Consider the following 8,097-nt stretch of genomic DNA (forward strand, 5'->3'; position numbering starts at 1 on the left):
CCGCGATGATCACTTTTGGCACTGCGGCAACGTCGGAGACCGATGCCGTGGGCTCGGACATGCGAGGAAACTGCTTCACCGGCAAACCGTTCCATGGCCATGTTCATCGTGGGTGCTTTGCCATGGGCCGGATCTGGACATTGCTGAAGGATACTGGGGAAGGCTTCATAGCGGACGACGCTTTGACGCGGGCTGCTGGTATTGCCTACTTCACCCTGTTCTCGGTCGGGCCGCTGCTGTTCATCGCCACCGGCATCGCCAGCTTCGCTTTTGGCCGTGACCAGGTCGACGACGCCATCACCGCTCAGATGATTAGCATGCTGGGCGAGCAGGCGGCGCGCGAGGTTGGACGGCTGGCCGAGGGGGCGATGGGTGGTGCGCGCGGCGGCTGGGCCGTGGCGATCGGTTTGGGCACGTTACTACTCACCGCTGGCGGCGCCTTCGGTGCTTTGCAGAACGCGCTGAACGCAGTCTGGAAGACTGAGGTGCCGGATGCGGGCTCGATCACCGAGACGGTCTCCCGCTTTGTGAAGGCGAAGGCCGCGGCGGTCGGTTTGGTGGCGACGACAGGCTTTATCCTGATCGCCTCCCTCGCGGTCAGCGCAGCCATCACATCTTTCGGGTCGTGGTTGGAGGCTGTGCTCCCGGGCGGCGTGTTGCTTGCCTACGTGCTGAATATCGCAGTGACAATGGGCGTTCTGACAGTGCTGTTTGCGGCGATCTACAAAGTGCTGCCAGATCGCAAGCTCGCTTGGCGCGACGTATTTATCGGGGCTTTCACCACTGCCGTCCTGTTTACGGTCGGCAAGACCCTGATTGCGCTCTATATCGGAAACAGCAATGTTGCGGCTGGTTTCGGCGCCGCGAGCGCCATCATCATCGTGCTAGTATGGCTCTATTACTCGGCGCTGATCTTCCTCGCCGGGGCAGAGTTTACGCGAGCCTGGGCCAATCTCAACGGGACCAAGCAGGCGGCGCCAGTGCCGGCGAAGCCAGCCGATGCGGTGCTCGCCCCGGACGTCGAGAGACGCTGGTTGCAGCCGCAATCCGCGCCAGCAGTGGGGCGCGCACCCAATGCCATCCTGCAGCTTCTTGTTGCCCTGCTCCCAATCGTCATCAGCGGGATCGTGCAAGGTCTGATGAAGCATCAGTCGAGGGCGGAACGCAATCATCGACCGCGTCGAGGCTAAAGTGCCGGCGTTCCGACGTTGTCGACCGAGAGAGGGTTGAGGCGGTTCCCATTCCTCGGTTTGCAACCTGCTCCTGCAAACCGAGAGACCATGCAAAGTCGTCGGGGGACGTCTAGACCATCAAGGTGACAAGGCGCTTCAGAGCTGCTCCTCGATCGGTAGCATGCGGACCAACCCGGCTAGGAGGCGTCGTTGCAGCGAAGCCCCGGGTTCGTCTGACAAGGCACGCCGCCGCCCTTGTACGTCGCAATCGATCCAGGCAAGGCGCCCCCGCTCCAGCGTTACACGCCAACTACGCACCGGATCGGCAAGGCGGACGTGCTCGGCCCGCAATGCCCGCGCCAGCGCTGGATGGTCGGCAAAGATGCCCATTTCGGTATTCAGCGCCGCAGACCGTGGGTCGAAGTTGAAGGAGCCGACGCAGACCAACCCGTCATCCACGGCGAGAGCCTTAGTATGCAAGCTGGCGCCCCGCGAACCAAACATGCTCGCCGGCTCGGCACCACTGGGTTTCAACTCGAATATCTCGACGCCCGCTTCGAGCAATCGGCGGCGGTAGCGCGCATAGCCCCCGTGCACGGCCACGACATCGGTTGCGGCTAGTGAGTTCGTGACCACCGACACTCGCACACCGCGGTGGACAAGACTTAGGAGCAGGTCCAGCCCGGCCTTGCCAGGCACGAAGTAGGGCGAGATTAGCAGTGCCTCGTGCTGCGAGCCGCGCAGCGCCTCGGCCACCTCTGGCCCGAGCCCTCCAGCGGCCCGTGCGCGGCGGCGTGCCCCGAGCCCACGCCGGGCCTTCTCCGGCGGGTCGGTTACGACCCGCATCGCACCTGTTGCTACCGGCACGAGGCGACGTCCGAGGTGCCGCGAGAGGCTGGCGCCATCTGGGCATGCCGCCAAGAAGGCGCCTGCCGCAGGTTCACTGGCCGCGGCCTCGAGGATATTGCGAAGAGCTGGCAGGCCACCTTCCGCGTCGCACGCCGCACTCAGCTCGCCAGCGCGCCGCGTGAGCGAGCTCGACCAATACCGCTCGAATGCGGACGCGACCGCGCCGGCTGTGGCACCGACGACAACCAGATCGAGGTCGCGGAAGTTGAAGGTCTCGGCCGCGTCAAAGTATTCGTCTCCCACATTGCGGCCGCCGACGATGGCAAGCTGCCCATCAGCAATCCAGGCCTTGTTGTGCATGCGGCGGTTCAGGTGCCAGCCGCCGAGCAGTAGCTCCAGCGCAAAGCCCAGGCGGCCGAAGCGACGCCAGCGCGTGCCGTTGAAGAGGCGCACCTCCACGCGAGGGTGAGTGTCGAGCGCAGCCAGGGTGCGCTCTCTGCCAAGCGCGAAAACGTCATCGAGCAGCATACGAACCTGGACGCCTCGGTCGGCTGCAGATAGTGCCTCGCGCGCCAGCAGCCGGCCCGTCAAGTCACTGTGCCAAGCATAATACTGCAGGTCGAGGCTACGGCAGGCCGCCTGCGCCGCTGCTGCACGCAGCGCAAAGGCCTCTCGCCCGTCCGCCACCATAGAAACCCCGGCGGCGATGTCGCTGGGCCGGTGAAGAGCTGTACTGCGGACATGGCCCGGCCCCGTTGTGGCGACCGCCGGCTGAAGTGAGTGGCACACCGGAGCGGCAGTAGTCGTGGCGGCCGGCGCGATCTCCCCTACCAGCGCCTCCAACCTATCCCGCATGCGACGCCTCCGACATCCGCTTAGCTCTGTGTCGGATTAACAACGGCCAACACGGCTAGCAGTTCGCCGTTGAACGCGAGCGACTGCATGACATCGGATTAGGCCGCCTCGGCCAGTCCGGTGGAGTGTGGATGTGGATCAGATACGCCGATTTGGACGCAAGCCTTGAGCGGGAGGTGATCAGAGGCGACACGCGCCAGTGGGCTGTTGTGGATCTCGACCGACCGTACATGGGCGCGAGAACAGCCGAGAATTCGGTCGAGCGCGAGGAGGGGCCGACGGGACGGAAAGCTCGGCTCGCCCCAGCCAACCGAACCGAAGAGAGGTTCGAGTGCGTATAAGGAGGAGCGGCCTCGATCCGAACGCCACTCGTTCAAATCCCCAAGCAGCAGCGTCGGGATCCGAGCCCCTTGAGTGATCGCTTTGAGGATCGCTTCGACCTGCCGGGTACGGCATCTCCGAAGGAGCCCGAAATGCGCCGCGACTACGCGCAACGGCTCACCACCACCTGGTAAGGTGAGTTCGGCAATTACAGCCCCGCGCGGCTCAACTCCCGGCAGGTCGAGCCGTCGAAGTTGCCAGGAAGTGCCGGGACGCACCAGAAGCGCATTACCATGCCAGCCGAGACCATCGGGCAGTTCTGATGCCGGCACTGGCACAAGGCCCGTCGCACGCTGGAGCGCCCGGACGTCCAGCAAACCCGTACGACGACCGAACCGTCGGTCGACCTCCTGCAGTGCGATCAAGTCGGCGCCAAGCTCACCGATAACCGTCGTAGTGCGGTTGGGATCAAATCTTCCGTCAGTTCCAACACATTTATGAATATTGTAAGATGCAACTCTTAGCTGGCGCGGGCCCGACGGCAAACAACCTATCAGATTCGGACTGGGAAGTCTGATGGGGTCCGATACGCGAATGGGTGTTTTGTCTCTGCCTTGAAAAACTTTGCAATGTTTCTCGGATGCGATGGACGCATCGCGGCACAGTTGATCCAGCATCTGCAAAGGCGTTGAACTCCAAGGAGGCGTGCGGGGCATAACTGCCAGTTCAGATTGGTTGCCCTGCCGATAATCCAAGCGGCGGCCTTCAGCTTGAGTTTGGCCCGCAACCTTGCTCTGGCGAAGAAGGGATGAGCGGCGCCCCGTGTTCCCTTCCGGGCGACTGCCGCGAGAATGTCTTCCATTCTCGGCTTCGGACAGCGCAAGGCCGAAGAGGTCGGCCATCGCGGCACGGTGCTCGCGCACGCCCCGGAGGACATGCCGCTCCGCCGCGCTGAACCGCCCTGGGTTTGCCGGAGGCTCTGAACCTTGAGAGGGTGGAGCCATAGGGCGGCGTTGGCCTCCATAGTCGAGGCGTCGACGCCGATCCGCTCGCCCTTGATCAGGCCACGCTCAGTCAGGCGCTTCAGCACCCAGGTGAACACCGCGTCGTGCACCTCGAGCGGCAGGCGGGCGCGAGTGCGCGACAGCCAGGAGTGATCCGGCACCGGCTCGCGTTCGCCGAGGCGAAGGAACTCGCGGAGCGACAGGCTGTCGGCACAGCGCCTCTCCAGGCCGCGCTCGCTGTCGATGCCCTCGAAGTATCCGACCAGCAGCATGCGGAAGTACCGCCCCGGCGGCAGCGAGGGTCGGCCCTGCCGCGCAGCGTAGTAGGCTGCGCACTGGCCCTCAACGAAGCCGTCGAACCCGGCGCTGAGCAGTTCAGCCTGCAGTCGGTCGTAGAACACGTGCCCCGGCGAGCGCGGCATCTCCGCCCAGGTCACCAGCAGATCCGACTGCCGGCCCTTCTGCCGTCCCAGCGCCATGCCACACCTGCCGCTCGCGTCCTGGAGCCAACGGAATCAAGCCACGGCCACTTCGTCAGCGGGCTGTGAAGGGTGATCAGGCTGCGGTCAGTTCCATTTGCTCTGGGGTAATGTAGCCGATTGCCGAGTGGAGGCGCTGCCGGTTGTACCAGACCTCCATGAATGCGAACACGTCGCGGCGCGCTTCTGAATGGGTGGCGTACTCGGCATTGTAGACGAGCTCGGCCTTGAGGGTTTTGAAGAAGCTTTCCATCGGCGCGTTGTCGAGAGGATCGCCCTTGCGGCTCATGGAGGCGCGGGCGCCGATGCCGGCAAGGGCCACCCGGTAGTCGGATGCCGCATATTGCGATCCGCGGTCAGAATGCGCGATCAGACCGGGAGCCGGTCGCTGGCGCGCAATGGCCATGTGGAGCGCGGCGAGCGCCAGCTCGCCGCGCATGTGGTCGGCCATGGCCCAGCCGACGACCCTGCGGCTGAAGAGGTCGAGCACCACGGCCAGATAGAGCCAATCCTCTCCTGTTCGGATGTTGGTGAGGTCGGCCAACCATACCCGATTGGGCGCCGGCGCGGTGAAGCGCCGTTCCAGCAGATTTGGGGCAATCGGGAGGGCATGCCGGCTGTCGGTGGTGCGCGGCTGGCCACGCCGCGAGCGACGCGCGGCCATGCCGTGCTGGAGCATGAGGCGGGCTACCCGATGCTGCCCGGCCCGGACGCCCTCGGCGCGGAGAGCGGCATGCACGCGCGGGCTGCCGTAGCGGCCGCGGCTGGCCTCGTGGACACGGCAGATCTCGCCGAGCAACTCGCGGTTGGCGGTGGTCCTGCCGCTCTCCGGCCGCCCACGCCAGGCGTAGTAACCGGCCGGAGAAACCTCCAGCACCTCGCACAGAACCCGGACGGGGAAGGTCTGGCGGTGTTCGTCGATGAAGCGGAACCTCATTTCGCAGGTCCCGAGAAGATGCCGATGGCCTTTTTAAAATGTCGCGCTCCATCTGCGCGCGCTCAAGCTCGCGGCGCAGGCGGCGGATCTCAGCCTGGTCGGCGGTGATCGCAGGCACCGTCCCTGCATGACCATTACTGCTCGCGGTGGCGGGACGTGGTGACTGTACGCCTGATGGCCGTAGCTTGCGCCGCCAAGCCCGCAGGATTGACTGCTCAATGCCAAGTTCCTGGGATAGTTGCGACAACGGCAGGTCGCTGCTCTCCAGCCACGCCACCGTCTTCGCCTTGAACTCGTCCGTGAAGTTCCGCCTCGTCTTGCCGGCCATCGGGACACCTTGCTCCTCTCGAGCTTAGCAGCGGTGTCCACCATCTGCGGGGAGGTCCAACCGTCACCGTCGGCTCGAACTCTGTTTGCGGCACTGGAGGCACGCAATTGACCGACAGCACTGTGTTAGCGTCTGGCAATGATCGCAGATATCAGAGACTACGAACCCGATGAAGCCGTCGAGGTTGTAGGCGGTATCATTGAGCGTCGGGCCAATGCCGTCGACCTCGTCCTGCACGGAGGGGGCGGGCGGCTCATGGTCGGCGTGCTAGAGGACCCGGACACTATCTTCTCGGCGCTGGAGGCCCGGGGCATTCTGGCGCCGTCGGAAGTGCGGAAGTGGTTCCGAACTCTGCCGGAGTAGGGCGGGGAGAATCTCTCACGTTCCGCGCCGGGGATTTCCCGACCAATGTTGAGAAGGGTGGGCAGCGCGGCCTGAGGTGACGTTATGCGGCGCGGAGCGCCGGAAGATGCCGCTTCGCCTTTAGCCTGCGGAAGCCCTTGGCAGCTTCGAGCATCGCCGCGGCGGTCCAGCGCAGTGCCATGTCGGCACTGCGCCAGCGCATCACGTTGCGGCAGACGCGCCGCACCGAGTCCATAACGTACTCGACGATGTTGGTGCAGGCCAGCGAGCGACGCAGCTCGCGCGGCAGCCCCAGCCGAACTACTGTGAGGATCTCGTCCAAGCCTTCAAGGATCGAGGCGGCGGCGCCGGGTGCGTGGGGCTCGAGGGTGCGCGCCAGCTTGTGCAGCAGCCGCTCGGCCTTGACCGCATCGTCCAGCTCCCAAGCCTGCCGCAGCGCCCGGCGGTCCGGCGCCTGCAGCGCTTTCGGCAAACGATCCGCGATGTTGCGAGCCCTGTGAACTTGGCAGCGCTGTCAGCCGCGCAGGATGCCGAGCTCGGCTTCCCGCCCGCCTGATCGGACTTGGCGCATGAGATCCGCAGGCCCTCGTGCGTTATGGTGATGTGCTCGGGCGCGACTGCGACCGGCCGGCAGACCTCGGCGGTAGAACCTCGTGCTTTCCGTCATGCGTACCTCAATGAGAAGCGCCGCGTCACAGAAGCACGGGGCTTCTTGGCGATTTTCGTGGAACTGCCGGGCCAACAAGTGGAGACTGGAACCGCCGCGGGCACAAATGACCGCGGGGAGAAGCTCGGAGGCTCTGCCATGAGCATGCGGCCCGATCCTACTTTCCACCCGTCGCCGAAGCTTGCGATGGAGGCACCACCGGAAAACTTTGCCTACACACTATTGCTCTCGCCGGACGCCTCAAAATCGGACGCTCTAACCATCATCGACGTGGATCCAGGCTCGCCGACTTACCGGGAGGTCGTCCACATAGTGGCGATGCCGAACACCGGGGACGAGTTCCACCATTTCGGCTGGAACGCCTGCTCATCGTCGCTTTCCCCGCTGAGCGGTCACGCATTCCTGGAACGCCGCTACCTAATCATCCCTGGACTGCGCTCCTCACGCATCTACATCGTCGACACCAAGCCGCATCCGACCCAGGCAAAGATCCACAAGATCATCGAGCCAGAGGAGGTGTTCCGAAAGACGGGCTACTCGCAGCCTCATACAGTCCATTGCGGTCCCGAAGGAATCTATGTCAGCACGCTGGGCGGCGGTGGTAAGGATGGCACCGTAGGCCCGCCTGGTATCTTCATCATGGATTGCGAGAGCTTTGAGATCCTCGGCCGATAGGAAATCGACCGCGGATCGCAGACGCGGCACTACGATTTCTGGTGGAACCTGCCGCGCGACTACATGATCTCGAGCGAGTGGGCCTTACCGCCGCAATTCGAGAACGGGCTTGACGCGGAAGACTTGCTCTCCAATCGCTACGGGCACCGCCTCCACTTCTGGGATCTGCGCGGCCGGCGCAACGTGCAGACGATCGACTTGGGGGCGCAGCACCAGATGGCGCTGGAAGTGCGTCCAGCGCATGACCCGATCAAGGAGTACGGCTTCGTCGGCGTCGTGGTCGACACCACCAACCTGGAAGGCTCAATCTGGACCTGGTGGCGGGAGGGCGGTCGGTTCCACATCGAGAAGACCGCGACCATTCCGCCTGAGCCAGCGCCCAAGGATCATCTACCTCCATTGCTACAGGGCTTCGGCGCCGTGCCGCCACTCGTCACCGACATCGAT

At 64.5% G+C, this 8,097-nt stretch carries 6 protein-coding genes and 2 pseudogenes; 3 read left to right on the plus strand and 5 right to left on the minus strand.

Annotation, left to right across the window (positions count from 1 at the left end; all coding sequences use genetic code 11):
- Positions 1-1,190: YihY/virulence factor BrkB family protein (locus tag Q7A36_RS36875; RefSeq protein WP_305108785.1), on the plus strand; the 1,190-nt coding region annotated here is incomplete at its 5' end.
- Positions 1,191-1,328: 138 nt separating this feature from the next.
- On the opposite strand, the gene Q7A36_RS36880 is transcribed toward Q7A36_RS36875, so the two are convergent.
- The 4 genes from Q7A36_RS36880 to Q7A36_RS36895 form a co-directional block, all read right to left on the minus strand.
- Positions 1,329-2,876, minus strand: a complete 1,548-nt coding sequence (locus tag Q7A36_RS36880) for a phospholipase D family protein (protein WP_305108786.1) — start codon at positions 2,874-2,876, stop codon at positions 1,329-1,331.
- Positions 2,877-2,974: 98 nt separating this feature from the next.
- Positions 2,975-3,742: an endonuclease/exonuclease/phosphatase family protein gene (locus Q7A36_RS36885; protein ID WP_305108787.1), complete on the minus strand. Its 768-nt coding sequence runs from the start codon at positions 3,740-3,742 to the stop codon at positions 2,975-2,977.
- 8 nt (positions 3,743-3,750) lie between these two features.
- A complete protein-coding gene (locus tag Q7A36_RS36890) occupies positions 3,751-4,680 on the minus strand; it encodes a transposase (RefSeq protein ID WP_305108788.1) in 930 nt (309 codons plus the stop codon).
- A 76-nt stretch (positions 4,681-4,756) separates the two neighbouring features.
- A protein-coding gene (locus tag Q7A36_RS36895) for an IS3 family transposase (protein WP_305108789.1) occupies positions 4,757-5,945 on the minus strand; the annotation gives its coding sequence in 2 pieces (ribosomal slippage) (positions 4,757-5,645 and positions 5,644-5,945; 1,191 coding nt in all).
- Between the two features lie 138 nt (positions 5,946-6,083).
- Between Q7A36_RS36895 and Q7A36_RS36900 the strand changes: the two genes are divergently transcribed.
- Complete coding sequence (locus tag Q7A36_RS36900; protein WP_305108790.1) at positions 6,084-6,308, plus strand: hypothetical protein; 225 nt, start codon at positions 6,084-6,086, stop codon at positions 6,306-6,308.
- A gap of 82 nt (positions 6,309-6,390) precedes the next feature.
- On the opposite strand, the pseudogene Q7A36_RS36905 reads toward Q7A36_RS36900, so the two are convergent.
- A pseudogene (locus Q7A36_RS36905) lies at positions 6,391-6,822 on the minus strand (transposase); the annotation flags it as partial.
- A 297-nt stretch (positions 6,823-7,119) separates the two neighbouring features.
- Here Q7A36_RS36905 and Q7A36_RS36910 point away from each other — a divergent pair.
- A pseudogene (locus Q7A36_RS36910) lies at positions 7,120-8,097 on the plus strand (selenium-binding protein SBP56-related protein); the annotation flags it as partial.

This window comes from Paracraurococcus lichenis (assembly GCF_030657435.1).
Lineage (GTDB): Bacteria > Pseudomonadota > Alphaproteobacteria > Acetobacterales > Acetobacteraceae > Paracraurococcus > Paracraurococcus lichenis.

Coding starts and splice junctions, on each gene's coding strand:
- Q7A36_RS36880 (WP_305108786.1), bottom strand. CDS start 2,876: ATGCGGGATAGGTTGGAGGCGCTGGTAGGGGAGATCGCGCCGGCCGCC.
- Q7A36_RS36900 (WP_305108790.1), top strand. CDS start 6,084: ATGATCGCAGATATCAGAGACTACGAACCCGATGAAGCCGTCGAGGTT.
- Q7A36_RS36890 (WP_305108788.1), bottom strand. CDS start 4,680: ATGGCGCTGGGACGGCAGAAGGGCCGGCAGTCGGATCTGCTGGTGACC.